This is a genomic window from Marinifaba aquimaris (genome assembly GCF_013328345.1).
GTDB classification, from domain to species: domain Bacteria; phylum Pseudomonadota; class Gammaproteobacteria; order Enterobacterales; family Alteromonadaceae; genus Marinifaba; species Marinifaba aquimaris.
The window spans coordinates 211,771-238,421 of record NZ_JABULX010000002.1 but is presented as its reverse complement, the minus strand read 5'-3'; the positions used below and the strand labels follow the sequence as shown (position 1 = coordinate 238,421).

The 26,651-nt window shown below is 40.5% G+C and carries 21 protein-coding genes; 17 read left to right on the top strand and 4 right to left on the bottom strand.

Annotation, left to right across the window (positions count from 1 at the left end; genetic code table 11):
• Positions 1-47 precede the first annotated feature (47 nt).
• Positions 48-221, top strand: a complete 174-nt coding sequence (locus HR060_RS19285) for a hypothetical protein (RefSeq protein WP_246283052.1) — start codon at positions 48-50, stop codon at positions 219-221.
• Here the strand turns inward: HR060_RS19285 and HR060_RS02530 are convergent.
• On the bottom strand, positions 196-1,500 hold the full coding sequence (locus HR060_RS02530; protein WP_174198691.1) for an MATE family efflux transporter: 1,305 nt from the start codon (positions 1,498-1,500) through the stop codon (positions 196-198). The genes HR060_RS19285 and HR060_RS02530 overlap by 26 nt on opposite strands.
• A gap of 2 nt (positions 1,501-1,502) precedes the next feature.
• Here HR060_RS02530 and HR060_RS02525 point away from each other — a divergent pair, with 2 nt between their 5' ends.
• Positions 1,503-2,546: a polysaccharide deacetylase family protein gene (locus HR060_RS02525; protein WP_174198690.1), complete on the top strand. Its 1,044-nt coding sequence runs from the start codon at positions 1,503-1,505 to the stop codon at positions 2,544-2,546.
• Here HR060_RS02525 and HR060_RS02520 read toward each other — a convergent pair.
• Entirely contained in the window at positions 2,543-3,463 is a 921-nt protein-coding gene (locus tag HR060_RS02520) for a hypothetical protein (RefSeq protein ID WP_174198689.1), read from the bottom strand. The genes HR060_RS02525 and HR060_RS02520 overlap by 4 nt on opposite strands.
• Before the next feature lie 242 nt (positions 3,464-3,705).
• Here HR060_RS02520 and HR060_RS02515 point away from each other — a divergent pair, with 242 nt between their 5' ends.
• The 6 genes from HR060_RS02515 to HR060_RS02490 are packed head-to-tail and all read left to right on the top strand — an operon-like array spanning position 3,706 to position 18,456.
• On the top strand, positions 3,706-5,037 hold the full coding sequence (locus HR060_RS02515; RefSeq protein ID WP_174198688.1) for a surface lipoprotein assembly modifier: 1,332 nt from the start codon (positions 3,706-3,708) through the stop codon (positions 5,035-5,037).
• Positions 5,038-5,050: 13 nt separating this feature from the next.
• Positions 5,051-6,382, top strand: a complete 1,332-nt coding sequence (locus HR060_RS02510; RefSeq protein ID WP_174198687.1) for a FecR family protein — start codon at positions 5,051-5,053, stop codon at positions 6,380-6,382.
• Between the two features lies 1 nt (position 6,383).
• Positions 6,384-13,679, top strand: coding sequence for an Ig-like domain-containing protein (locus HR060_RS02505; RefSeq protein ID WP_174198686.1), 7,296 nt, complete (start codon positions 6,384-6,386; stop codon positions 13,677-13,679).
• Positions 13,680-13,700: 21 nt separating this feature from the next.
• Complete coding sequence (locus HR060_RS02500) at positions 13,701-14,549, top strand: MBL fold metallo-hydrolase (protein ID WP_174198685.1); 849 nt, start codon at positions 13,701-13,703, stop codon at positions 14,547-14,549.
• A gap of 3 nt (positions 14,550-14,552) precedes the next feature.
• Complete coding sequence (locus tag HR060_RS02495) at positions 14,553-16,763, top strand: CHASE2 domain-containing protein (RefSeq protein ID WP_174198684.1); 2,211 nt, start codon at positions 14,553-14,555, stop codon at positions 16,761-16,763.
• 28 nt (positions 16,764-16,791) lie between these two features.
• On the top strand, positions 16,792-18,456 hold the full coding sequence (locus HR060_RS02490) for a GAF and HD-GYP domain-containing protein (protein ID WP_174198683.1): 1,665 nt from the start codon (positions 16,792-16,794) through the stop codon (positions 18,454-18,456).
• A gap of 43 nt (positions 18,457-18,499) precedes the next feature.
• On the opposite strand, the gene HR060_RS02485 is transcribed toward HR060_RS02490, so the two are convergent.
• Both HR060_RS02485 and HR060_RS02480 read right to left on the bottom strand, forming a co-directional pair.
• Positions 18,500-18,790, bottom strand: coding sequence for a hypothetical protein (locus tag HR060_RS02485; RefSeq protein WP_174198682.1), 291 nt, complete (start codon positions 18,788-18,790; stop codon positions 18,500-18,502).
• Between the two features lie 119 nt (positions 18,791-18,909).
• A complete protein-coding gene (locus tag HR060_RS02480; RefSeq protein ID WP_174198681.1) occupies positions 18,910-19,572 on the bottom strand; it encodes a response regulator transcription factor in 663 nt (220 codons plus the stop codon).
• 205 nt (positions 19,573-19,777) lie between these two features.
• Between HR060_RS02480 and HR060_RS02475 the strand changes: the two genes are divergently transcribed.
• From HR060_RS02475 to HR060_RS02435, 9 genes are all read left to right on the top strand, one after another.
• On the top strand, positions 19,778-20,485 hold the full coding sequence (locus HR060_RS02475) for a DUF445 domain-containing protein (protein WP_174198680.1): 708 nt from the start codon (positions 19,778-19,780) through the stop codon (positions 20,483-20,485).
• 89 nt (positions 20,486-20,574) lie between these two features.
• Positions 20,575-21,630, top strand: a complete 1,056-nt coding sequence (locus tag HR060_RS02470; RefSeq protein ID WP_217434850.1) for a glycosyltransferase family 9 protein — start codon at positions 20,575-20,577, stop codon at positions 21,628-21,630.
• Between the two features lie 8 nt (positions 21,631-21,638).
• On the top strand, positions 21,639-22,739 hold the full coding sequence (locus HR060_RS02465) for a glycosyltransferase (RefSeq protein WP_174198679.1): 1,101 nt from the start codon (positions 21,639-21,641) through the stop codon (positions 22,737-22,739).
• A gap of 4 nt (positions 22,740-22,743) precedes the next feature.
• Entirely contained in the window at positions 22,744-23,019 is a 276-nt protein-coding gene (locus tag HR060_RS02460; protein WP_174198678.1) for a GIY-YIG nuclease family protein, read from the top strand.
• A 102-nt stretch (positions 23,020-23,121) separates the two neighbouring features.
• Complete coding sequence (locus HR060_RS02455) at positions 23,122-23,703, top strand: D-sedoheptulose 7-phosphate isomerase (protein ID WP_174198677.1); 582 nt, start codon at positions 23,122-23,124, stop codon at positions 23,701-23,703.
• Positions 23,703-25,139, top strand: coding sequence for a bifunctional D-glycero-beta-D-manno-heptose-7-phosphate kinase/D-glycero-beta-D-manno-heptose 1-phosphate adenylyltransferase HldE (gene hldE / locus HR060_RS02450; protein WP_174198676.1), 1,437 nt, complete (start codon positions 23,703-23,705; stop codon positions 25,137-25,139). The genes HR060_RS02455 and hldE overlap by 1 nt, the downstream gene beginning before the upstream one ends.
• A gap of 1 nt (position 25,140) precedes the next feature.
• Positions 25,141-25,686: a D-glycero-beta-D-manno-heptose 1,7-bisphosphate 7-phosphatase gene (gene gmhB / locus HR060_RS02445; RefSeq protein ID WP_174198675.1), complete on the top strand. Its 546-nt coding sequence runs from the start codon at positions 25,141-25,143 to the stop codon at positions 25,684-25,686.
• Positions 25,687-25,702: 16 nt separating this feature from the next.
• Positions 25,703-25,957 (top strand): ubiquinone biosynthesis accessory factor UbiK, encoded by a 255-nt coding sequence (ubiK, locus tag HR060_RS02440; protein WP_174198674.1) that lies wholly within the window; start codon positions 25,703-25,705, stop codon positions 25,955-25,957.
• Positions 25,958-26,116: 159 nt separating this feature from the next.
• Positions 26,117-26,635 (top strand): DUF3016 domain-containing protein, encoded by a 519-nt coding sequence (locus HR060_RS02435; protein WP_174198673.1) that lies wholly within the window; start codon positions 26,117-26,119, stop codon positions 26,633-26,635.
• Positions 26,636-26,651 lie beyond the last annotated feature (16 nt).

Genomic DNA, 26,651 nt, shown 5'->3' with positions numbered 1-26,651 from the left:
GCGCCCATTTTTTTATCTCGGGTTTAGTGGGCTTTTGGTTCAGTGCCATGATTATCTGGTTTGGCATTGAGCATTGGGATTACTGGTTTCACATTGGGCTTGTCGGCTTGATCCCTTCTTTTATCGCTGCGGTTTATGGCTACATTGGTATTTTTGCCAATCGTTATTCTCAGGTCTTGTCTGCTTCTGAACGTTTTAAATCGAGTAATAACGGCGATTAAAGTGCCAAGCAAGACTCAACCCTCTGGCTGCCATTAAACCAAGCATAGCAAGCCACAAGGCATGATTTTGCCAAGCTTGTAACAATATTGCCGCTGGGAAAAAAACTAAAAACACAGAGATGATCATACTGTTTCTCATCGTACGACTATCTGCTAAGCCGATATAAACGCCATCATATAAAAAACACCAACAAGCAATAACGGGCAACAAAACAATATAGATAATAAAGTGCATTGCATTACTTTGTACCGACGCTATATCCGTCATTAAGTTGATAATTTGTTGACCTAGCAGCAAGAAAACGAGGCTGTAACCGATGGCAAGTGCCAAATTCCACCTGAGGCACAGCTTAAATATGACCCTCAATTTTCTGCGTTTTTTTGCCCCGTAGGCTTTACCTATCAGTACTTCTGCCGAGTAGGCTATACCATCTAGGCCAAGTGCGATAAGCATCAAGAAATTTAATAAAACGGCATTTACAGCGAGTGTGGTATCACCTAATTTTGCGCCGTGAAAATGCATGTAAACAAAGCAAAGCTCAAGACAGAGTGTCCGTATCAAGATGTCCTTGTTAACAGATAAAAAGCGTTTAAAACCTTTAAATTGATCACGGTTAAAAAGTATTTTTATGCATGTCGTTTTGTCCAGTATTTGGTAAGTAACGACGAGGTAGATTATTAACGCCAGGTACTCGACCAACACAGATGCACTCGCAACACCTATTATTTTTAGATCCCAATAAACGACTAAAGTGAGGTCGAGCACGATATTGACCAAGTTAATGGCTATTTGGACCCACATCACCAATTTGGTTCTTTGTTGAGCGATTAACCAGCCTACGAGTACAAGGTTTGCCAGAGCTGCTGGTGTTGACCATATCCGGATATCAAAATACTGCTTAGCGTAAAAGCTAACTTCGGCACTGGCGTCGGCTATTTGTAAACCCGTTGAGATGATAAGTGGGCTAATAATTAGCGTTGTGATGCTAATGAGCATTGCTATCGATAGGCCTTGCACTAAAACCTGAGGTGCGTGTGTTTGCCCTTTACCTATTTGCTGAGCGGTAAGCCCTGTCGTTGCCATGCGCAGAAACACGCAAAGCCAATAAATTAAGCTCGCAATCATAGCGCCAAGTGATACTGCCCCGATATAATAGGCGTGGTCTAAATGACCCACCACGGCGGTATCAACTATGCCCAATAATGGGGTAGTGATATTGGAAATCACCATAGGTAAGGCTATGGTTAAAACTGCACTATTTAATTTTGAGAGAGACATTGGTGAAAAGGATAATCCTACTTATAAGTTTATTTTTGTATGGCTTAAGTGCAGCGGCACAAGATGCGAATCACGTTGCTATTTTACAATACCATCACGTTGCTGACACTACGCCTGCAGTAACATCAATTACTGAAAAAGGCTTTATCGAACATTTAGATTTTTTAGAGCAAGAAGGCTTTAGCGTTGTCAGTTTACCTGAAGCAATGGCCAAGCTAAAAAGTAAGACGCCATTAAAAGACAAATCCGTAGCCATAACTTTTGATGATGGTTTTACTAACCTGCTCAATGTGGCTATTCCAGAGTTAAATAAGCGTAATATGCCTTATACAATTTTTGTTAACCCGGGGATGATAGCGCTTGGCTCTGATTTTTATTTAAATTGGCAGCAATTAAAAGAGCTAGGCGAGCAAGGTGCGACAATAGCTAATCACGGTTGGGATCATGAATACTGGGTGCGAGACCCTGAAAACATCCCACTGTCGGTGTGGCGAAAAAAAGTAAAAAAAAGCATCTTAGATACTGAAGCCATTATTAAAGAAAAAACCGGACAGTCGCACAAGTTCGTCGCTTTTCCTTATGGCGAATACAATCACTGGTTAAATACCTGGTTACAAGAGCGCGGCTATACTAGTTTTGCTCAACACAGTGGCTCTGTCGGGTATAGCCTGACGTGGCAAGCTCTGCCTCGATTTCCCGCATCAGGCATATATGCCAATTTAAAAACACTAAAAACTAAATTGTACAGTCTGCCCATGCCTATTAAATCCATGCAGCCTGTTGAACCTATGTTAGCTGAAAATAACAATCCGCCAGAGATGATGGTCGTAATGAATAATCGAGATGATATGGCTTGGCAACAGCTTGCCTGTTTTGTGCCAGGGCAAGACTCACCAAAGCCAGTTTGGATCTCCAAAAATACTTTTAAAGTGAAGGCATTAAAGCAGTTAGGGAAAGGAAGAAGTCGTTACAATTGTACGGCGCCGAGTAAGAAATACCCGGGGCGTTATTATTGGTTATCGCAATATTGGTTGTGGTTACATTAACCCTTTCTTCTCATTAAACTATTTTTAGTGGGAATTGACTCGATAGAGTAGCTTTTAGCACCAATGTATATTTGTGATTGTTCTGCAATATTAGCAACAGGCAATAACGCAGGGCCAGTTGGCTCTGCGAGTACATACTGTGTTCCTTCAACTTCAATTTTTTCATCTCCTTTTTGGTAAGGGATCTGAATACCGATAAGTGCGTGGTTGGGCAGGTAAACCATGATTAAGCCCAAGTTGGGAAATAAGTTTCTTAATATGCCTAACATGAGCACGCTTTTACTATCACAATCACCTCTGTTTTCGAGTAAAAGCCTATTTGGCGGGCTAAAACCCGCGCCATGTGTTGTGTGTCTATCTTCTAAATCTTGATAAGGAATCGTCTGCACGAAAGATAAAAGGTAATTAACGATCTCTCGGGTCGGTAAGTTTTTATAATTTTCAAAAATATGTTGTGCAATTGGCGTTAACATCGACATGGACTCAGTAGTAAAGCGGACGTGATCGGCTTTTATACCCTGTTTTCCAAAGCTATCCTTATATTCGTGGTAAAACGCTTTGTTGTAGTAGGCTTGCTCACTTTGTCTTTTTAGCAACATAGTTGCTCTTCTTAATTTATTTATCGCAGCTTGATCGTTACCGGTAAAATTTAAAACGATTTCGTTAGGGCGTTTTATTAGCTTGGCCTGAGCATTTTTATCTTGAAGTGCCGGTAGACCTCTCAATATACCAACTTCAACATGCCTAAGGGCTACATCAGGGTTGTAATCGCGAAAGCGGCTAAAGGCATTGTTAAGTTGCTGACTGTCTAATGCAAAGCTAATTTTTTGTTGTCTTTGTTTATGATCTGACCATTTGTAAGTGAATTTTGTTTTGCCATTCTCTTGCATCGTTTTGAAACTAGTTTGCTTAGACAAACTAAAAGAGCTGTAAAAACATAAGCTTAATAACAATAGTGACGTTAATGGAAGGCTCTTTTTCATGGCAAATTCAAATTATAAAACTGATTAAGAAATGTTAATTTTTTATAAAAAAAGGTTTCTAAAAAGTATTACAATATAAGCAATACGTCTAGGCTGTTACTGAACTTCTCATTCAGCTAGTTTAGACTCAATTTCACTTTATCATTCTATCTATTACTTTGATTATAGGTTTTTTTGTGCGTTTATTATTTAAAGCTTGTATGGCTGCTTTGATTATATCTGCTTCTGTTCATGCAGAGATTGTCGACCCTCGCATCTCAATGCTGCAATTGCTCGATGAAAAGGATTTTGAGCAAAGCTTCCAATTGGGTGAAACTCATTTTGAGGAGTGGGCAGGTGATGCTGATTTTGATTATTTATACGGTATTGCCGCTAGAAATTTAGGGCAACATCAAAAGGCTATATTTGCTTTTGAGCGCGTAATAATGAATCGCCCACAAGATATCAAAGCAAGAGCCGCACTGGCAATTGCCTATTATCAACTCGATAACTACAAAGCATCTCAAAGAGAATTCGAGCGTTGCTTAGCGTTGAACCCTGACCCTGAACTAGCCGATCAAATACAAAATTACATTGAGTTGATGGAAGATAAAGCACTAGCTCAAGGTCAAAAGTGGTACGGTGGTGTGGCTGCTAGCCTTGGGTATGATACGAATGTCAACTCTGGCTTGGGAGATACTCAAACCGAGTTGCCCTTTCCAGGCTTAGGTTTATTACCTGTCAGGTTTGCCATAGAAGAAGACGCCCAGTGGCAAGTTAATGCGCAATTGGGCTATCAACATCCACTGACAAAATCGTCTACTTTATTTACTGATATCGCTGTAAATAATACTGAATACCAAGATTTCGACCAATATCAAAAAACCAGTGCTGATCTCGTTATGGGTTATCAATACAAAGGGGATACAAGTCAATACAAATTATTGGGTTATGTGCAGCCGTTTTGGTTAGGTGATGAGCATTATCAGAATTTAGCTGGTGTTATGTTTGATATGACGTGGTTTACTGAAGACCAATCCGCTTGGGTTTGGACAAGCTCAATCACCCGTACGAATAATCAAGTCGATGATAATTTGAGTTTAGATGCCGCGACCACAGAACTTATTTGGCGCATTCCTCATGGCAGAAGTATGCATAGCTTAAGTTTGGGTGTATCTGCTGAGCGGGTAAGAGAATTTAACGAACTTTCGCAACACAACGAGCGAGATCTCGTCTTTGTTGGCTACGCTTGGCAATCGAGAATTGCCGATTGGGCCGGTTTTGGTGTGTCGATTGATTATCAAGAAAGTGATCACAAGCATGATGACTTGAGATTTTTATTAGATGAAGAGCCGTTTTTTGAACCTCGTCACGATAAAACTTTGATGTTAGGTCTAGACTTCAGTTGGTATTTTTCTTCAGATTGGTCATGGCAAACTAAGGTCAGGGTCAGTCAAAAGGACAGTAATGTAGTGCTTTATGATTATGATAAAGAGTTAGTGACGACTGGCTTTAACTATCGTTTTTAACATAGGTGTGTAGATGAAAACTTTGAATCAAAAATTATCAATAGTGACTTTATTATTTTGTTCACTTGCGCCTATGTTACTACAAGCTAGCCCACAAGTTGCAGGTAAAACCATTATTGCTCGTGGTGATGTTATTGCCTCATCGACAACTGAAGATGAAAGAGCTTTAAAACGCCGTTCTCCTATTTATGATGTTGACACTGTCATTACCGGTGATGATAGCCGAGCTCAATTGCGAATGGCTGATGGTGGTCTAGTTGCATTACAGGCTAATACTCAGCTTGAAATTGCAGAGTATGAATTTGATGAAAAGGCCAACAAAGGTAAAGCTGTGATGAAGCTTTTATCTGGCGGTATTCGCACAGTAACTGGTAAGTTAAAACGCGAGAATGGCGACTACAAATTAGAGACGCCTGTCGGCAGTATCGGTATTCGCGGCACGCACTACGAGGTTGAACTTATTGGCGATGAGCTATTTGTTGCGGTTTGGGATGGTGCAATTGATCTTAGCCTTACTATTCAAGGGCAAAATGTCGAGTTCTCTCTGGGTGAAAGCGCCGATTTTAATTATATGAAAGTCGATACCCAAGGCCAAATCACCACTTTTACTGAAATTCCTGAAAACTTTAAAGATGGCCATAGTGCAAGTACAACTGATGGCGAGCAAGGTCAACAGGATGACAACACGGAACAAAACCTCGCACAAGAAAATACGCAAGACAACCAGCAAGATGAGCAGGTTGCGCAAAATAGTGCAGAGCAAGATACGACTGAACAGCAAGGCCAAACGACTCAGTTAGAAGTGAATACTGATGAGGGGCAAACGGATGAAGCCAGTTTAGGAGAATTCGATATTGCAGTCACTACTCAGGAAAGCCCTTCTACCAGTCAGGAAGTTAGTGACGAGCTAGCTGAAAATATAGAAATAAATGAAGAACTTTTTAATGACTTAGCGGGTGCCGATGAATCGATTATTGCCGAACGTACAGGTGTGGTTGATTTCTCCGATTTAGTTAGTCATAGCATTACAAGTAGCAATGGTATTGTTTCGAATGTACAGATGAACATGCAAGTGAACTTCGATCGTCAAACTATTGATGATGGTGTGTTATCTTTTGATGATCCAACAGGTGAGTGGTTTGCAACCTTTAACGGTGTGATTAATCGCAATGCACTTGAAATGGGCATTAACTTTGCCAGTCATGGCAATAACAAAGCTGATGGTGAAATTAGCGGCGGTTTTATTAATGAAGGTACTAATATTATTGGTGATATTGAATTATCAGAAATCAATGACCCCAGTTCAAGAGCAGGTGGTGCGTTTACCCTAGGAGAGAGTAACTAAGATGAGTAAGTTCATTCATTCGCTAAAAAAACTCAACTGTCTTAGTTTAGTCTTCATTCCACTTTTAACAGCATGTGGATCAGGTGATAGCGGCAGTGATAACAATACGTCAGCTGATCAACCCCCTCAGGTTATTAATCCAGATACGCCTACGGAAGGCGAAGAGAATAGCCGTTTAGTTGCTGGGCTTGAGCCTTCAAACTTGCAAATGCCGGTGCGTTTTATTGGGGGCCAAGTTAACAATCTTAGTCAATATCGTTACAGTGAAGCAGAAGTACAAGCCGCTAATGCTGGCGATGTGTATATTGCAGAGCAATCGAATGTTGAAGCGCAAATAACAGGTTATGACACGGGGACGCTGACGGGTAAGTTGCGTTTTAGTTTTGATATCCAAGATCCTGAAGGGTTACACCGTGCGTTCATTAGTTTTTCAGGTTCTAGTCAAACACTCGAGTTGTGTAACGACAGTGGGGCAGAGCCTTGTGCTGATGTTGATTTTAATCAAGTTGTGTTGGGTTTAGAGCCGAGCTTTTTTGGTTTGTCATCCGGCCAATTAATTTTAGAGCTTTGGACTCAGGATAGTTTGGAAGGCTTATCCCGTGATAAGCCAGTAGTTGAGTTTGCTGGGCAATTGGCATTTAATTGGCAGACTGAATCCATTTCAGGTGTCGTACTCAGTCGTGATGGCACTGATTTAAATATTAGCTGGCAAGGTTTATCATCTGCTCAGCGATATAATGTTTACTTTGCAGCAGAGCGTCAGCTTAATCAAAATAATGCAACTCAACTCGCTTTAGGTCAGCAATTTTTAGCGTTAGATACAACAAGCTTCACTTTAAACAATGTTGAACCTACTCAAGATTATTACGTCCTCGTCACTGGGGTAAGTGATGTTGGAGAAAGTGCATTTTCTAACATCTTCTATATAGAGCCCGGTGAAGAAACAGCAGAGCCTGTTAATACCGCACCCCAATCTTCCAGTCTATCCTTCACGACAAATGAAGATGTCAACTTACAAGGAAACTTACTAGCACAAGCTACGGATGCTGAAAATGATACTTTGACGGTTGTAGAGCTAAGTACTGCGCCTAGTTTGGGCAATATTTCATTTGATAACACCGGTAATTTTACTTATCAACCGAATGAAAATGTATTTGGTCAAGATCAATTCAGTTTTGTGATCACAGATGGTCAAAACAACAATACCACAGTATCTGCATCGATTAATGTGGAAGCTGTGAATGATGCACCTATTGTATTGGCTGAGAGTTATAGTTTAGCTGAACAGCTGTCTTTGACCGTTGCTGCCCCAGGCTTATTGGGAAATGACAGCGATATTGAAACACAAGCATTAACACTTGATACATCGGTTATTTCTAACCCAGAATTTGGCTCAGTGTCGTTAAACAGCGATGGTAGTTTTAGTTTCACTATTGATGCCCAGCCACTTGAAGAAACAAGTGTAAGTTTTGACTATCGAGTTTTTGATAGCCAAGGAGCAAGCTCAAATGCCACTGCCACTATCAATATTGCAGGTCAAGATATTAGCTTCAGTCTAATAGCTGATAGCTATCAGGTAGATGAAGATAATGATTTAGTGGTCAATTTGGTTCAAGGTGTATTGGCTAACGATGATGTAGCTAAATTAACCGCCCCAGAAGCGAGCGTCACAACACAACCGGTAAATGGTAGTTTGTTCTTTAACGCTGATGGTAGTTTTACCTATACACCCAAACCTGACTTTTTTGGTAATGATACCTTTACTTATCAGGTTACTAATGAACTGCAAGCGTCTCAGCAAGCAGTTGTCACAATTAGTGTAACGGGTATTAATGATGCCCCAGCAGTACAAGATGACAGTTATTCAACGACACAAGGTCAAAATTTAATTATTGCGGCACCTGGTGTATTAGCTAATGACTCAGACTTAGACCAAGATAACTTAATCGTGAGTTTGGTATCAGATACGACACAGGGGAATCTGAGTCTATCTGCTGATGGCAGTTTTAGCTACCAAGCCAATAATTCTTTTGTCGGTACTGATTCTTTCAGCTATTCAATCAGTGACGGTACACTCAGTGCTCAAGGTAGTGTTGCAATTACCATTGCTGAAGAATCTGCCACTGTTGCTAACAATGACACTGCTAGTTTAAATGAGGGTGGGACGGTTGTTATTTCACCTTTAGATAATGACGTGTCTGCTTCAACTCTTACTATCGTTGCCGCTTCTACTTCTAACGGGCAACTAAGTTTTACAGACAGCAGTATTACTTACGATCCGAGTATTGACTTTAATGGTATTACCTCAATCAATTATACCATTGAAGACTCGTTAGGTAGGCAGTCAAGTGCTGTCATTCAAGTAACGGTTAACCCTGTAAATGATGCTCCAACTATATCTGGAACACCAACAACACAGATTGATGAACGAGAGTTCTACACATTTACACCAACAGTCCAAGATATAGATAATGACACCTTAACACTATCAATTACTAACTTACCTAGTTGGGCAAGTTTTGATACTGCGACAGGTACCTTATCTGGACAAGCTGTTGAAGGTGATTATCAGGGTATAGTTATTACAGTAACAGATAGTGCTCAGGCACAAGCAAGTCTGAGTGCTTTTGATATTAGTGTTGTTAATACCAATACTGCACCTGTTATAACAGATGCAACGGTTAACTTGACACAATCTGATGCAGCCCCAGGCTTTGTGGTTACCACTGTGTCTGTCACTGACCCTGATAGTAACGATACGCAGACTTTTTCTATTGAATCGGGTAACGCTGGTGGCATTTTCTTAATTGATAATCAAGGTCAATTGGTACTTAACGACCCGAACTTAATCGATTTTACTCAATCTTTGCCAATTACTGTTACCGTTAAAGTCTCAGATAGCCAAAGTGAAAGTGATACCGCAGTTATTACGGTTAACTTGGTATTAACCAATAATCGCCCTGTTTTAACTGTGAATAATGCAACGTTGGCTGAAAATGCTGTGCTGGGTTCTACTGTTACCACTGCAACGGTTACTGATGCTGATCAAGCAGATACTCATACTTTTACTATTACAGCAGGTGACGATAATAACGTGTTTAGTATTGATGCAGCTGGTGTTATCTCAATACAAGATACTAATCAAATTGACTTTTCTACTGAGGCATCAAGAGAACTCACGATCACAGTCACAGACTCTGGCTCACCAAATTTAAGTACCAGTGAAGTAGTGACTATCAGTTTGCAAAACATAAATGATGCTCCGTCGTTAACAGGTAGTAATGCTAGCATTGCTGAAAATGCTGCAAATGGCGACTTCGTCACAACCCTAACCGTGACTGACCCCGATTCGTCAGATTCTCACACATTCAGTATCACGAGCGGTAATGATACGAATATTTTTGCTATAAACAGTAATGGTGTGTTAAGTGTTAATGATGCAAGTCAGCTTGATTTTGAAACAACAACTAGTTATTCATTAACATTACAAGTAGCAGATTCTGCAACGCCAGCATTAACCGATTCCCTTTCTCTTACCATCACTATTACAGATGCTAATGATGCACCTGAATTGACTGCAAGCAATACCAGTATTGCAGAAAGTGCACAAGTTGCTGATCTAGTGACGCAGGTTACTTTTACCGATCAAGACCCCGGACAAATAGTGACTTGGGAACTGCTATCTGGCAATGATGACGGTATCTTTGCAATTGATACTAATGGCCAAATAACCGTTGCTGATACTACCAACTTAGACTTTGAAACAACCAATAGCTATGGTTTAACAGTTAAAGCGACTGACTCTGGTACGCCAAATATGCATGGCACCGTCTTTTTGAGAGTTGATATAACAGATGTTAATGAAGCACCGATATGGACAGGTGCAAGTTCGTCCATAGCAGAAAATTCGGCAAATGGCACCATTGTTGGAACCGTTCCTGCTGTTGACCCTGAAGGCGGCGAAGTTTTTTACGACATTGTCGCAAGTACTGTGAATGGAGCTTTTACCATTAATGTTACTACGGGGGAGATATCTGTTGTCGATTCAAGTTTACTCGATTATGAAACGTCTCCGACAATTGATCTGACCGTTGAAGTTTCTGATATCAATGAAAGAGCAGGTGATGCAATTTATCAAGTTCAGTTAACCGATGTTTATGAGCCAGTTGGTTTATTGCCTGCGACGTTTGAAATTTACGAGCTACAATCGGTTAATACTGTCGTGGGCTCATTGGTGGTCGATAACTTCAATCAAGCGACTAATTACATCTGGGAAATTACCAGTGGTAATACTGATAATACTTTCTTTATCGATGTAAATGGTGATGTGAAAGTTGCCAATAATATTAAGCTTACCGTAGCGGATAACCCAAGTTTTACGCTTAATATCAAGGTTAGTGATGGTGTTAATTCAGCGACAGCTGTAATGACCATTAATTTATTAAGTGCAACTCAAGTTCAAGCATTGACACTCGATACGAGTTACGGTCTATCAGGCCGAGCACTAGGTGAAACTTATATTGCAGATCTTGCAAATCGTAATGCTGCGTTTCAAAGAAAACAAATCGCTATTCAAGATGATAACAAACCACTAGTTATATCTAGTCACCCTAATGGGACTAAGGCGATAGCAAATTTAGTTCGTTATAATCAGGATGGTAGTGTTGATACATCTTTTGCTAACAAAGGAATTTTCTCTAGTGATTTTTCAAAGGCTGACGGAGCACAATTTCAAGCAATTGCAGTCAATAGTACCCACGCATTTGCGGTAGGGTATACATACGATGCGGACAATATCTATAACTTTCTAATTACTAAAATTGATTTAGTAACAGGTCAACTGGATACCAGTTTTGATAATGATGGATACAAAGAATTTCAGTTTAATACAAATAATTCCAACATTCTTCATTCTGTCTATTTAGAGAACGATCTGATATATGTATCGGGTCAATCGCGTGATGCTTCTCTTAATAAAAATTATTATGTAGGTGCCTTCTATCAAGCGAATGGGACAGAGGTGTTTTCTAGGGAAATCAATGCACTCAGTGAATCAAATGAAAATGCAGTTGATATTTTAGCTTATCCCAATGATCACATTAATGCTTCACTCAGAGGGAAGGTAGTTATTGCTGGTAAAGGGGGAAGTTCTAGATACCTCTTCCGCTTAACCAGTGCTGGTGTTCTTGACTCCGAATGGAATGACCCTTTATCAGATGGCTCTGGTGATGGCATCATACAGCTCGGTACCTTATCTAACCCTTCTATTGCCATTCAGTCTGACGGGCGGCTGATTTTAAATGCTCAAGACACTGACTCTAAATCGAAAATACGTCGATTTGAATACAATGGTGACGTTGATAATACTTTTGGTATAAGCGGCGGATTTGGTGAAATAGCACCAACTGACTTCACTTATATCGGTTTTAATAGCACTAAGATTTACTCAAAAGAAATGATCGTTAATAGCAGTGATGAAATTTTTATTACAGGCTACGTTGTTTATACAGATTCTAACAATAAGACATTTGTTGCAAAACAAACTGCTTCCGGTTTACTTGATACGAATTGGAATTCTGGTATTGGAGATGGCGTTAGAATTAATGATTTCTATGACGATAATACAACACAATATGGTTCCTCTTTAGCTACCGATGGCCTTGGTAACATTTATTCTATGTCTGGTTTTAACGGAAGCTATTCGGAAGACCGGTTTGTAGGAATTGCTAAGCAAGATGTAAATGGTGATCTAGTTACTGCATTTGGTGGGGATGGTTTTGTGTTTAACAGTCAACAAATTGCGGATGAAAAGAATATCCAACCTAATATATCTAGTGATGGTTCTATTTCATTTGCCGGAGATGTGACAAGCTTTTTTAGCATTCAAGGTTTTAATAATTATCTTACAGCATCAGGACTTCCCGATGTGAGTAAAGGGGAGTCTGGTGTTGTCACTTATAGTGATAACCTTGTTAGAGGGGCTAGCTCTTTAGTGGTTCTTGATTCCATTGCTGATGATTCAGGTAATACCTTTACACTGATACTACGAGATAGCACAGATCTTGTGCTGGAGAAGTTATTAGCATCAGGGGAGCTTGATACGAGCTTTAACTCATCGGGTAGGACGATATTTACCACAGGACCATATGCCGCAGTTGGCCGACTTTATCGAGACGCTACAGGTAATATTTTTATTGCTGCTTATGATTCGACGACGGACACTGTTGAATTCAATGCTGTTGCTGCAGATGGTTCCGCGTACTCGCCGTTCAGTGGTAACTCTACACTTGACTTTAATATCAATATAGATGGCACTGGTTCATCATCTGATGATCAATTGAACGTTAATGATATGCTCATTGATGCCAATGGCAAGTTAGTGATTGCAGGTTCAATCAACTCGGGTGGTAGCAGACAAGCCGTTATTGCCAGAATTGATATGTCAGTACCTACTTTGGACAAAACAGGCTTCAATACTGCTGGAACACAGGGTTACCAGTTGTTCAATAACAACGAAAATGCTTTTTCTGAAGCTTACTCTAGAATCGTGCTACGCAGTGACAATTCCATTTTAGCAGTTGGTTATAGTGAAGATGAAGGTGGCCAGTTTGGTTTAGCTCATGTCTATACCGATGCGGGTTTACTTGATAGCAATTGGGCAGGCACAGGGCAAATTTCTTTTGATACTTTAACATCATCGCTTAACAACCGATTAGTCAGTGTTTGGCAGGATATTGAACTTCAACTCGATGGCAGTGTTATTTTGGCAGGTTGGGGTCGAGATGAACTTGATTCAATTAAAAGTGGTCTCGTTCTCTATTTAAATCAAGACGGTTCAATCAATACTAATTTTGCTGATCAAGGACTATTCCTCGATTCGGTTGCAAATACTAATATTGAATTTACCGCTTTAAGAACCGTGGGCAATGCGTTGTATTTAGCAGGCTCTTCTTCCAATGCTGACAGCACTCCATATTCGGTTAAATACGCTCTGAGCTCACAATTTAAACCCGATATAACCACATCTAATACAAATGATATTGCTGATATGGATGATGGTGTAGCGATTACTATCAACCTTGAAGCTTTTGACCTTGATTCAGACAACAATGAACTCACATGGTCTTTAGTTGGCGTAGATGGCGGTGTTGTAGATGGTTTAGATGGTCAAAAAGGTAGCAGTGTGAGTTTTACTTACACTGATAACCAAAGCCCAGGTATGTATGGCATCACAGTCACGGTTACTGACAGTGAAGGCAATGCAACAACGAAAACCTACACAGTAAAAGTCAGTTAAGTAAGTGCGTAAGGAAATTAAATGCAAGTTACGTTTTATGGTGTAAGGGGGTCGACCCCGGCACCTGGCGCTGAATATGCTAAATATGGTGGGAATACCGCCTGTGTGCATGTTCAATTATCTGATAAAACTCATCTGATTTTGGATTCAGGTACGGGAATTAAAAAGCTAGGACAAGTACTAGCGCCCAAGCTCGATAACTTGCATTTGTTACTGTCACATAACCATTGGGATCACATCCAAGGTTTTCCTTTTTTCACTCCTGCATTTCAAGTGGGTCGGAATATCACAATAACACCGGGTTTAACCTCTCCAGATGAACCCGAAGCCATTTTGAATCAGATGTCGGGTTCTTGGTTCCCCGTCGATAGACAAGCCTTATTGGCTAATATCACTATCGAAAAGCGCCCTGAATCAATAGCTAGTTGGCAATTGGGTAGTGCCACGATCACTCGTAAAAAAATGAATCATCCAGGCTCTGGCTCCGCGTATTTGATTGAAGAAAATGGCACAAAACTAGCTTATGTGACGGATAATGAATTGTACCCACCTGAGCACAAAGAAACTGGTTTTGATGAATGGGTTGAATTTGTAAAAGGGGCTGATTTACTTATCCATGATGGGCAATACACTCAAGCTGATCTACCGTTAAAACACGGTTGGGGGCATAGTTTAACAACTCAGGCACTTGATTTAGCAGTAGCTTCAAAGGTTAAGCATTGCGCTTTATACAGTCACGACCACACCAGAGATGATCACACATTAGAAAAAATTGAGCTGGAATTAAAAAAAACTGTTGCTCAACAAAATGGACAAGTTGATATTTTTGCTGCTCAAGAGGGTATGAGCCTATTTCTAGGAAATAATTAACACATGCGCATAAACTGGCTCGGCAAAAGGCAAATTGCAGGCTTGTTTCTGGTTTTAAGTTTAGTCTTTATCCAACTGGCCCCGCCAAACTCAGCAGTCAAAGGCGTTCTCGAAAGACTTGACGGCTTACTTTATGATGCCAGACTCAAGCTGAGCTTACATCTTCGCCCTGAGTATACAGATCCTAAAATTGTTATCGTAGATTTAGATGAAGCGAGTTTTAAAGTCGAAGGCCGTTGGCCCTGGAGTCGAGCTAAAACCGCGACATTGGTTGAGAACTTACTTGATGCTGGTGCAATAGTAATTGGTTTTGATGTGCTCTTTTCTGAACCTGAATTAAATCCGCTTAACCAACTGGAAGCTTATTTTCCTAATCACAATGATGAAACTTGGTTAGCCGTTAAACAGCAGGTCGATCCGGATAGTCGGTTTGCGGCTAGTATTGCTCAGGGTGATGTGGTCCTAGGGGCGTTATTTGAACAAGATGCTGCTTATACTAATGGCATACCCCCAGTATCGATTGTAGCAGTGCAAACTGAGGTCGATCAGGCTCGCATTACCGCTTTGCCATTTGATGGATATATAGGTAGCGTTGATACTTTTAAACCATCGGCTCAAGGCGAAGGGTTTATTAACTCTGTACCCGATAGAGATGGTTTTATTCGCCGGGCTGCTTTGTTTGTTCAATATCAAGAGCAGCTTTATCCTTCACTCGCCCTTGAAGTTGCTCGAATTTACTCGTTGGCAGATGAAATTAAAGTAAACGTAGAGCCTTATCAAGGTTGGTATCATTTACTAAGTCTTAATTTTAATGGACAAAATATAGAAACTGATCAACATGGTCGGGTCATTGTTCCTTATCGTGGACCGCGAAATAGCTTCCCCTATATCTCTGCAACCGATGTTCTACAGCAAAATATCCCACAAGACCTACTCACTGATGCCATTGTGCTCGTGGGCACATCAGCCGTTGGCCTTGCTGATTTGAGGGCAACGCCCGTTGGAATTCAATACCCAGGTGTAGAGATCCACGCAAATGTTATTGAAGGCTTACTTAACCCTGATCTGTTTTCTTTTCAGCCAGATATGGCTGATTGGCTAATTGTCAGTTATTTACTGCTTTTTGGCGTCATCATGGCGCTTGTCATGCCGGGGCTCGGCCCTAAAAAAATGGCCTTTTGGGGAAGCTGTTTATTAATGATCAGTTTACTTATTAATTATCACTTATGGACTCAGGCCAAACTCTCTTTGCCATTAACTACTGTCATTTTATTGTGTGTTTTGTTATCACTGATGAATATAGCCGTTGGCTTTTTTAATGAATCTAGCCAACGCAAACGTATTAAAGGCATGTTTGATCAATATGTACCGCCTGCTCATATAGATAAAATGCTGGCATCTCCGGACAGTATTTCACTTGCCGGTGAACGTAAAACACTTTCCGTTCTCTTTAGCGATATACGAGGTTTTACCGACTTATCAGAAAATATGAGTGCTAATGATTTAAAGCTATATCTCAATCGTTATTTTTCACCCATTACTAAAACCATCTTATCTTATCAGGGCACCATTGATAAATATGTTGGGGATATGGTGATGGCGTTTTGGGGAGCGCCTATAGATGACCCTAAGCATGCCACCAATGCCATTCAAACGGCTTTTAAGATGCTTGAGGTGACCGAAAATCTGAATCAAGAACTGATAAAAGAAGATTTACCTGCAATTGCTATCGGTATTGGTATCAATTCTGGAGAGATGAATGTCGGTGATATGGGCTCGGAGTTTCGACGCGCATATACAGTGTTAGGCGATGCGGTTAACTTAGCTAGCCGATTAGAGAGTTTAACCAAGTTTTATGGGGTAGAGATTCTAGTCGGAGAAAATACCAAACAGCTAGCACAGGACACATATGAATTTATGTTAGTTGACCAAGTAAAAGTGAAAGGTAAAGATATTGCAACTAAGGTTTATCAACCATTGGCTGAAAAAAAGGAACTAACTGATAGTCAAAAGTTGGAACTTGAACAGTATTCAAAAGCATATCAAGCATACCTTGAACAAGATTGGCATAGTGCTGAAATCGAATTTAACAAATTATCTGACAATTACCCGGGTACTAAGCTCTATAATCTGTATAAAGAGCGTATTTGCCAATTAAAACAGGCTGATATTTCCGAGCACTGGAATGGTGTATTTATTCATACTGAAAAATAATCGCCAGGAAGATTGAGAACAAAGATTAATGAAAACAGGCAGTACTTTTAATCATGTAATAGGCAGTGAAAGCCGGAGTGAAATTCTCGATCAAATGGAGCAAATGATCGACGTCGGAATTGCGCTTTCTGCTGAGCAAGATACCACTAAGTTACTAGAAAAAATCCTCACAACAGCACAGCGCATCACTCATGCCGATGGTGGTACTATTTATTCAGTCACTGCTAATAAAGAACTAAAATTTGAGACGTTAATCAATAATACGTTAGGTATGTATATGGGGGGTAGTAGTGGTAATACGATCCCGTTTCCAGAAATTCCTCTTACTATCGACGGTAGAGAAAACCATTCTGCCTTAGTTGCTTTCGCCGCTAATACCAATCAAGTGATTAATATCCCTGATGCCTATCAGCCATTTGACGGCTTTGACATGACGTTAGCCAAACAAATGGATGCCAAAATAGGTTATCGTACTCAATCTGTTTTGACTATCCCGATGACCAACCACGAAGGTGATTTAAACGGGGTACTCCAGCTTATCAATGCGCAGCAAGATGATGAAATAATAGCGTTTAGTGAACAAGTTGAACGGGTTGTTGTAGCTTTGGCTTCCCAAGCTGCGGTTGCTTTAACAAACCGCGGTTTGATTGATGAAATGGAAGGCCTATTTCGCTCTTTTACTAAATTGTTAGCTCACTCAATCGATGAAAAGTCGCCCTATACAGGTGGTCATTGCCGCAGGGTACCTGAAATTACTATGATGTTGGCGCAAGCGGCCAATGAAGCCAAAGAAGGCCCATTTGCAGACTTTTCCATGAATGAAGCTGATATGTATGAGTTAAATATTGCGGCCTGGCTTCACGACTGTGGAAAAATTGCCACGCCTGAATATGTCATGGACAAAGCGACTAAACTTGAAACGGTATTTGATCGCATTGATTATGTGGTCGCTCGTTTTGAAATTGCCAAACGAGACATGAAAATTCAGCACTTACAAACTGAACTGACGATGCTTAAAAATGGTGAGATTGCACCCGCTGAACGATTCACTGAGTATCAAGCGGCATTGCGCCAATTAGACGATGATTTATTGTTTTTAATACAAAGCAATATCGGTAGTGAGTTTATGTCGGAAAAAGCGCAGCGTAGGGTTTACACTATTGCTGAAAAATATCAAATAGAGATTCAAGAGCAGAGGCAGGCAATTTTAGATCAAGACCTGATCACTAACCTCAGCATTGCCAAAGGCACTTTGAATGAAAAAGAAAGACAAATCATCAATAAGCACATCACGATAAGTATTGATATGCTCGATGCGCTACCTTTTCCAAAACACCTTCAAAATGTACCTGAATACGCAGGTGGGCACCATGAGAAAATGGATGGTACTGGTTATCCAAAAGGGTTAACACGTGAACAGATGTCTGTTCCGGCAAGGATGATGGCCATCGCTGATATTTTTGAAGCCCTCACTGCTTCAGACAGGCCTTACAAAGAGGCTAAAACGCTTTCTGAGTGTTTAAAAATTCTTGGTTTTATGAAATTAGATAATCACATTGACCCAGATCTATTTGACCTGTTTATCGAAAGTGAAATTTACTTGAAGTTTGCTGAGATATTTTTAAAGCCATTCCAGATAGATAAAGTCGACTTATCTGCAATTCCTGGTTATCGGGCTAAAGAAGTGGGTTAGGGCATTTTACGTAAATGCCCTAAAACAAGTTACACAAAAAGGACTAGAACTTCATTGTTGTGATTGGGCTTTCTGTGAATTTTAAATCGATTTGGAATTCTGTTTCACCAGCTTTTACAAAGAAGAATGTTTTATCTCTTTTGAATACCTCGTGTAAAAAGACGTTTTTAGTCCCTGCACGACGCACAGGTTGAAGATCGGTAAACTGGCAGCCGTAGCGGCTAACTAAGATATTTTGGTACTGAGGTGGAGTAACTAATAAAAGCTCTTTTTTCTCATCACGCAAAATGATGGTGCTGTTATTAACTGAATATGTAACTGTATTGTCAAACAAGAGCCTATGCTCCTCAAAAATAATTAATCAGACTTAGTTTGATTATTATAGAAAAAACTAGAACATTCAAGATAGTCATAATATGTAACCCTATGTTAATAAAACTAACTTTTTCGTTACTAGGCGTTAAAGCTATAGCCTACACCGCGCTCAGTTTTAATTAATTGCTTGTTATTCAGCTTCTTTCTCAAACTGTGAATATGCACGTCAATTGAATTACTATCTATCGCTTTGTCGTCCTTACTTGCGATCAGCTGAACTAATTGCTCACGGCTAAAAGCAGTGCCAGGTTGGCTAGCTAATTCTTTTAATAGCTTGTACTCGGATAGCGTTAAGTTGATGGGTTTTCCGGCGCGTTCAACAATCATATTGTTTAAATCAATAATCAAATCTGAATCGATTTCCCAAGTTTGTAGCGTGCTACGATAACGTCTAACCACTGCATTGATTCGGGCTAGTAGCTGGACTGGATTAAATGGCTTAGTGATGTAATCGTCAGCGCCTAGGTTAAGACTGCTAACGACTTGCTTGTCGCTGTGATCTGACGTTAACACGATAACGGGTGTATTAATGTTCTGTTCTGTAATAACGCTTAATACGCTATGACCATGCTCATCTGGTAAAATAAGATCGAGCAACACCACATCAAAGTGTTGTTGTTCAAGTACTTGCTTTGCGCTTTTGGCTGTTTCAGACCAGTGCACAATATAACCTTCGGAAGAGAGCACGGTTAAGGCTACTTTAGCAAGGATACTGTCATCTTCTACGAGCAATATGTTCATTTAATTCGTCTTTTTCTTATTTGGGTTGAACCATCAGATTTACGTTTTACCAAGCCAATATATCAAAGCATAGTTAAACCCTCAATAATGCCTGTTTTAACAGGCTAAGTTAACGATATTATTAACATTTACTAAGGTATACTGGAAAAAAAAGGCCACTCAAGTTAGGGTAGCGAAAAATTATGCTTATAGTGTAGTAGCAATTATGAATAAAAGTTTATTGACCAACCTAACCGCAGCTTTACTGGTGATTTTAGGCACTGTGCTAAATAATGCAGTAATTTTTAGCATGGGGATATTTGCCTTATCTGGAGCCGTGACAAATTGGCTTGCGGTTCATATGCTTTTTGAAAAGGTTCCAGGATTATATGGCTCTGGGGTTATCCCAGCTCGATTTGAAGAGTTTAAAGCGGGTATTCGACATTTGATGATGTCGCAGTTTTTTACTGTTGAGAATATCGATCGCTTCTTATCTGATCAAAAAGGCCAAGCCAGTCATTTCGACCTGACGCCTATTATCGGTAAAGTGGATCTTTCACCTGCTTTTGATTCATTGGTAAAAACTATTGAAGAGTCTTCTTTTGGCAGTATGTTATCTATGTTTGGCGGTGTTGAGGCTATTGAGCCTTTACGTCAGCCTTTTATCGAAAAAATGCAAAACTCCCTTATCGAAATATCGACCAGTGATAAATTTTCTGAGTTGTTAAGAGAAGAATTAGAACAGCCGGATGTCGTATCCGGCATGCAAGAAAAAGTAGCCGACATCATCACTAAGCGCCTAGATGAACTCACCCCAGAATTAGTTAAAGATATTATTCAGGATATGATCCGCACCCACTTGGGGTGGCTGGTTGTTTGGGGCGGCGTATTTGGTGGTTTAATTGGTTTACTAGCGGCCTTTATTCCTGCTTAATTACATTTGTTAAAAGTGTTTTGTTTGCTAGCAAAACACTTTTTTTTTAAACTTGCTACAGACCTCGAAATAATCAATAAGGCTAATTTGTGAGCCCCAAAGAACCTAAAAAAATTTTAATCGTTCGCCTCAGCGCCATTGGCGATGTGGTTATGGCATCAGCCTTAATTCCCTCAATTAAATTAAAGTACCCCAATGCTAAGCTAGCATGGCTAGTTGAACCTGTGGCAGCCAATTTATTGAGTGAAAATCCCCTGTTGGATGAAGTCATTATTTGGCCACGTGCCCAGTGGCAAAAGCTATGGCGAGAAAAGCGCTATGTCGAGTGGTTTAAAACGGTTCGAGACTTTATAAAAATGCTGCGCGCACATGGTTTTGATTTGGCTTTAGATACTCAAGGCTTACTTAAAAGCGGTATTTGGGCCTTTTTATCCGGAGCAGATAAAAAGGTTGGCTTAGGTTCAAAAGAAGGCACTGCGATGTTGATGAACCAAGTTGTTGAGCGGATCCCAGATGCTGCGCGCATTTCTTCTGAATACTTAGCAATGGCGCAATCACAAAACTTTGATACCGAGTGTTTTAACATGCACTTACCCGTGTCAGAGCAGACTTCTTCAACTGTTGACCGTTTACTTGAATCTAAAGGGATTAATCAAGAAAAGGGATACATTGTCGTTTGTCCTTTCACGACTCGACCACAAAAACATTGGATTGAGTCTTATTGGCAAGAATTTTTCAAACTGGCTCAGCAAAGTCAGTTATCTCTTGTTATTTTAGGTGGCCCGGGCGATAAACCCAATGCTGAGCGAATCGTAAAAGATGCTAAAGCCAACGGTATTGAAGTGACTGACTTATGCGGTGAAACCAAGTTGCTAGAAGCTGTTAATGTGATTGATAAAGCGCGTTTACTGGTAGGTGTTGATACTGGGCTGACTCATGTTGGCATTGCTCAACACACGCCAACTATCGCTATTTTTGGCTCAACGCGCCCTTATACTCATACCACTCGTGACAATGCTCAAGTTATGTATACCGAAATAGAGTGTGCACCTTGTCGTCGCAGACCTACCTGTGATGGTGACTTTACCTGCCTGAAAAAACTCACGGCTGAAGATGTTTGGCAACAAGCTAGCGCTTATTTATAGAGAAAGTTATGACAACAATCGTTCATGTCGAGGCAGGTAAGTTCCTTTATGGCGGCGCGTTACAAGTCAAATATCTACTAACCGAATTACAGGCTTATCACGTCAACAACATCTTAGTGTGCCCAAAAGGCTCGGATATTGCGAATGAGTGTCGCGATATTGCTAAGGTCATTGAAATTGATATGAAAGGCGATCTCGATATTGGTCTTGCTTTTCGATTAAAGAAAATCCTCGTCGAGGAGAAGGCAAGCCTTCTGCATATTCACTCTCGCCGAGGAGCTGATGTTTGGGGCGCTTTAGCAGCCAAGCTCGCAGGTGTAAAAGTGTTGTTAACTCGGCGTGTAGATAATGCTGAACCTATTTGGTTCAGTAAGATAAAATACGCTTGGTTTGATCACGTTGCAGCAATATCAGAAGGTATTAGACAGGTTTTATTGTCGCAAAAAGTACCTGCTGATCATGTAACTACTGTCAGAAGTGCTGTCGATACTGAACTTTATCAACCTCGTATTGACCGAGCTTGGTTTCAATCGACGTTTAATTACCAAGATGGGGATGTTGTCATTGGTGTAATAGCGCAATTGATTGAACGAAAAGGCCACCAGCTGTTACTTGATAAATTAACTGAACTAAGAGCTTCTTATCCTAACTTGCAGGTTTTAATACTCGGCAAGGGACCAAGAAAAGAGCAATTAGAAGCTTCAGTGAATGAGCTAGGCTTAACGGACTGTGTGCAATTTGCTGGCTTTAGAACTGACATGCCAAAGGTTATGCCCAATTTAGATTTAGTTGTCCATCCCGCTTATATTGAAGGGCTTGGCGTTTCTTTACTTCAAGCAGCAAGCTGTGGCGTGCCCATTATTTCGTGTCGCACAGGCGGTATTCCAGAAGCTGTCAAAGAAGGCGTTCACGGCTTATTAGCCGAACCAGGAGATAAAGAAGGGTTGGCAAAAGCCATTGCGCAATTACTGGCTGATAAACCATTGCGAGAAAGCTTTTCTGAGGCTGGTATCGCGCGTATGCGGTGTGAATTTTCCACGCATGTCATGGCTAAAGGAAATGTTGAACTTTATCAGCGTATTCTTAATTGCGATATAGCAACTAAGTAACACAGTGTCAGATTGGTCTGTCTATTTAATTACTACAACTAAAAATACCCTTTATTGCGGTATTACAACCGATGTCACTCGGCGGTTTGAGCAGCATAAATCCGGTAAAGGAGCAAAGTATTTTCGTTCTAACCCCGCTGTTGAAGTGGTGTTTCAACAATCGGGTTTTAATCGCAGTGAAGCCAGCCAACTCGAATATCGAATCAAGCAATTACCTCGAAGCAAAAAGCTAGCACTTATTCGAGGTCAGTTTGCCCTTTCAAGCCTGATAAACAAATAAAAACAGGCCTTAGGGTGTAATCTTAGTCCGTCATTGATAGAATTTATCTATATTCGACTTGTCTATACTCCAATCAGAGTCTTTAACAATATTGAGCACCTAATGTCAGAATTAGCCCAAGATTTCTCCGCTAGCTTGAAACAACATCAAGCTGTATTTGATGCTTTAGATAAGCTATATCCCAACATTCAAACCTTAGTTGAGCAATGTTATATGGCATTACTCAATGGCGGTAAACTCATCTTTTTTGGTAACGGTGGTAGTGCCGCAGATGCCCAGCATTTAGCCGCAGAGTTTGTTGTTCGTTACAAACGTGAGCGTCGCGCGTTAGCTTCAATCGCGTTAACAACTGATACCTCTATTTTGACAGCCGGTGGTAACGATTACGGTTATGACCAAGTATTTAGCCGTCAAATAGAAGCCTTGTGTAAACCAGAAGATGTTGTCATTGGCATTACTACGTCAGGTAAAAGCCCTAACATTAATTTAGCGCTAGCCGCGGCTAATGAGATCGGTGCTTACACGGTTTCTTTTACTGGTCGTGATGGTGGCCTGGTTAAAGATATTGCCAAGTTAAACCTAATTGTACCGAGTGATGTTACTGCTCATATCCAAGAAGCACACATTTTCATTGGCCATTTTTTATGTGATGCCATCGATAAAATTGTTAGTCAGGAAGATTAATGGACTTTTCTCTTTTTCAACGCTTTTCTCAAGCCAACATTTTAGTCGTTGGCGATGTCATGTTAGATCGCTATTGGCAGGGGGATACATCCAGAATCTCTCCTGAAGCACCAGTGCCTGTGGTTAAAGTTCATCAAATGGATGACAAAGTCGGTGGGGCTGCCAATGTCGCACGCAACATTGCTCATCTTGATGGCAAAGTGGCGTTACTTGGCATTATTGGTGATGATACCAACGGTGATGAATTAGAAAAACAGTTGAATAGTGAAAAAATCAGCTCTGTACTCGTTCGTCAATCTGAACAACCGACTATTACCAAACTTAGAGTGATTAGCCGCCATCAACAAGTGGTTAGGTTGGACTTTGAGCAAACGTTTAATCAAGCTAGCGCCCAACAACTAACAGAAAAGTTTAATGCTGTTGTTGATGATTATGATTGCATTGTTTTTTCTGACTACAACAAAGGTTCCCTTGCCAATATAACTGAGATGATTGCAATGGCAAAGGCAAAAGGTAAGTTGACCTTAGTCGATCCTAAGTCATCTGATTTAACAACCTATGCGGGTGCTAATTACATCACCCCAAATTTAAAAGAGTTTATTGACGCTGGTGGCAAAACAACGACTGAAGTTGAGATTGAACAATCGGTTCGTCAGTTACTCAGTGATGCCAATATCGATAACATGTTGTTGACGCGTTCTGAACAAGGTATGTCGCTTGTGACAGCAGATGCTAAGTATGATTTAGCCGCACAGGTGCTTGAAGTGAATGATGTAACAGGCGCGGGTGATACCGTCATTGCAACACTAGCCTGTTGTTTAGCTATTAACGCATCAGCAAAAGATGCTGCCTTGTTAGCCAATTTAGCGGCAGGTATTGTGGTTGGTAAGCTAGGTGCCGCTTGTGTCACACCAGAAGAGCTGATGGCGAGGTTAAATCAAACTGAATTTAAACCTGATACTCATTACCAATGCCCATTTGAAGATGTTTTACAGCATATTGAGTTTGCTCGTCAAAGCGGTGAGAAGATTGTTTTCACTAATGGGTGTTTTGACATTCTACACGCAGGCCATGTGCGTTATTTAGAAAAAGCCAAAGCGCTGGGGGATAAATTGGTGTTAGGTTTAAATAACGATGCCAGTATCAGTCGATTAAAAGGCCCTGAAAGACCAATTAATCCGCTGGATGAGCGCGCATCTGTGATGACCGCTTTGGCTGCTGTTGATTGGGTGATCCCATTTGGTGAAGCTGGTGATGATACGCCGTTAGAATTAATCAAAGCGGTAAAACCAGACGTATTAGTTAAAGGTGGTGATTACACTATCGAAACAATAGTCGGTGCTGACTTTGTACTTGAAAGTGGCGGTGCGGTAAGAACTATCGATTTTGTCGATGGTTGCTCAACCACCAAGATTATTGAAAAAATTCAGAGCTAAAATGAAGGCTTTATTTTTAGACCGCGATGGTGTGATTAACATTGACCACGGTTACGTCTCACAAATAGCTGAATTTGAATTTACCGAGGGTATTTTTGAATTTTGCCAACGTGCAAAAGCTTCTGATTTTAAAATTATTGTGGTTACAAACCAGTCGGGTATAGGCCGCGGTTATTACCAAGAGCAAGATTTTTGGACCCTAACCAATTGGATGTGTGAGCAATTCAAAGCAAAAGGCGTAGAAGTGAGCCAAGTTTATTTTTGCCCGCACCATCCAGAAAAGGCCATAGGCCAGTACTTGCAAATATGTCAGTGTAGAAAGCCTGAGCCTGGTATGCTTTTGCAAGCACAGCAAGAATTTAATATCGATATGTCTCAATCTGTAATGGTCGGAGATAAGCACTCCGATATGCAGGTTGCCGATAGAGCAGGGGTGAAATGGCGCTTGAAAATATCAGCAGAGCCTGATGAATTAGCCCATTGCCATGGTAAACAATTAGCAGACCTGCAAGCATATTGCTTGCAGCAACAAATTTTTAAAAATTAATCATTAGGTTATCACTATGATAGATACTAAAAAAATTGAAGAAATCGTGCAGCAAGTCAGCGATGCATTACCTCCAGGTGTTAAACAGCTAGCAGAAGATGTTGAAGGCAAAACTAAGCAAGTATTGCAACAACAGCTAAATAAATTAGATGTGGTAACGCGTGAAGAGTTTGATGTGCAAACACGGGTGTTAATGCGTACACGTGAAAAGCTCGTTGATTTAGAACAAAAGCTTGCTGAATTAGAAGCTCAAATCAATCAAAAAGACTAAATTACTTACTCCAATAACTATCTGTTAGTAGAGCTTGCTGCTAATAAAGTGGTGAGTTGTTACCTTTTAGAAAAGAAACGTAAAGCCTTTGTGGTTTGCTGAACTTAGCCGCGCGATAGCGCTCTAAAGTAATAACCAAGGTAGTTTTTGGAGAAGACAATGATTAAAGCAGGTTTAAAGATTCTCGGTTTAGTATTTACATTAGCGTTCATCACCGCTATTCCACTCGCTTTGGTTAGCAATGCTCACGCCGCTACTGTTGAGATGGACTGGCAAAATCCTGAAGACTATACCGACATCAAGCCCAATAATATGGTTGGCAAAGTTAAATATCGCGAGCATGTGATTGAAAAGTTACAAAAGCATATTGAGAAGCTTGCCAGTCAGTTGCCCGAACAACAAAAGTTAGTGGTGACGGTGACAGATTTAGACTTAGCTGGTGATGTTCGCCCCGTCGGCGGAGACTGGATACGCGTTATCCGCTCTATTTATATCCCGCGAATTAATCTAGATTATCAACTATATGATGCTGAGCATCAGCTGATTAAAGAAGGTACTGATAAAGTCAAAGATATGGGCTTTGATTCTGGTATTAATCGTTATCGCGACAGCGAGACATTCAAATACGAGTATGCCATGTTAGATGACTGGTTTTTCAAAACCTTTCCTCAGGACTAATACCGTCATTAACCGG

Bases quoted from the DNA above. Each gene is read 5' to 3' on its own strand.
- HR060_RS19285 (WP_246283052.1), top strand. From the start codon at position 48: ATGATTATCTGGTTTGGCATTGAGCATTGGGATTACTGGTTTCACATT.
- HR060_RS02530 (WP_174198691.1), bottom strand. From the start codon at position 1,500: ATGTCTCTCTCAAAATTAAATAGTGCAGTTTTAACCATAGCCTTACCT.
- HR060_RS02510 (WP_174198687.1), top strand. From the start codon at position 5,051: ATGAAAACTTTGAATCAAAAATTATCAATAGTGACTTTATTATTTTGT.
- HR060_RS02505 (WP_174198686.1), top strand. From the start codon at position 6,384: ATGAGTAAGTTCATTCATTCGCTAAAAAAACTCAACTGTCTTAGTTTA.
- HR060_RS02500 (WP_174198685.1), top strand. From the start codon at position 13,701: ATGCAAGTTACGTTTTATGGTGTAAGGGGGTCGACCCCGGCACCTGGC.
- HR060_RS02495 (WP_174198684.1), top strand. From the start codon at position 14,553: ATGCGCATAAACTGGCTCGGCAAAAGGCAAATTGCAGGCTTGTTTCTG.
- HR060_RS02490 (WP_174198683.1), top strand. From the start codon at position 16,792: ATGAAAACAGGCAGTACTTTTAATCATGTAATAGGCAGTGAAAGCCGG.
- HR060_RS02480 (WP_174198681.1), bottom strand. From the start codon at position 19,572: ATGAACATATTGCTCGTAGAAGATGACAGTATCCTTGCTAAAGTAGCC.
- HR060_RS02475 (WP_174198680.1), top strand. From the start codon at position 19,778: ATGAATAAAAGTTTATTGACCAACCTAACCGCAGCTTTACTGGTGATT.
- HR060_RS02465 (WP_174198679.1), top strand. From the start codon at position 21,639: ATGACAACAATCGTTCATGTCGAGGCAGGTAAGTTCCTTTATGGCGGC.
- HR060_RS02455 (WP_174198677.1), top strand. From the start codon at position 23,122: ATGTCAGAATTAGCCCAAGATTTCTCCGCTAGCTTGAAACAACATCAA.
- hldE (WP_174198676.1), top strand. From the start codon at position 23,703: ATGGACTTTTCTCTTTTTCAACGCTTTTCTCAAGCCAACATTTTAGTC.
- gmhB (WP_174198675.1), top strand. From the start codon at position 25,141: ATGAAGGCTTTATTTTTAGACCGCGATGGTGTGATTAACATTGACCAC.
- ubiK (WP_174198674.1), top strand. From the start codon at position 25,703: ATGATAGATACTAAAAAAATTGAAGAAATCGTGCAGCAAGTCAGCGAT.
- HR060_RS02435 (WP_174198673.1), top strand. From the start codon at position 26,117: ATGATTAAAGCAGGTTTAAAGATTCTCGGTTTAGTATTTACATTAGCG.